The organism is Mesorhizobium tamadayense (assembly GCF_003863365.1).
In the GTDB taxonomy this organism is placed as follows: Bacteria; Pseudomonadota; Alphaproteobacteria; order Rhizobiales; family Rhizobiaceae; genus Mesorhizobium; species Mesorhizobium tamadayense.
On sequence record NZ_RQXT01000287.1, the window covers coordinates 1 to 280 of the forward strand.

Annotated in this window: 1 protein-coding gene; it reads right to left on the reverse strand. The window is 59.6% G+C overall.

What is annotated here, in order from left to right; genetic code table 11:
• Window positions 1-280, reverse strand: a 280-nt coding sequence (locus EH240_RS37680; protein ID WP_206075417.1) for a ProQ/FINO family protein, incomplete at both ends; no start/stop codon positions are given.

Consider the following 280-nt stretch of genomic DNA (forward strand, 5'->3'; position numbering starts at 1 on the left):
TGGTCTCTTCCTTGTTCTTGCGGGCGCACAGCAAAGCCTTGGCGCTCGCCGCCTCCGCATCCGATACCTCGCCGGCCGGCTCGCCATCAAGATCGACCCGCACAGTGCCAGCATTCAGTCTCGCCAAGTACCTGGGCATGCTGGTATAGGCGCGCAGGGCTCTCCTCAATTCATCATCTGACAGTTCGATGTCCAGCACGCGAATGTCATGATGGATGCCGATCCTAAGCGGCCTGGGCGCTTTCGGATTGAACGACGCAGGCCACTTTGCCGATAGATG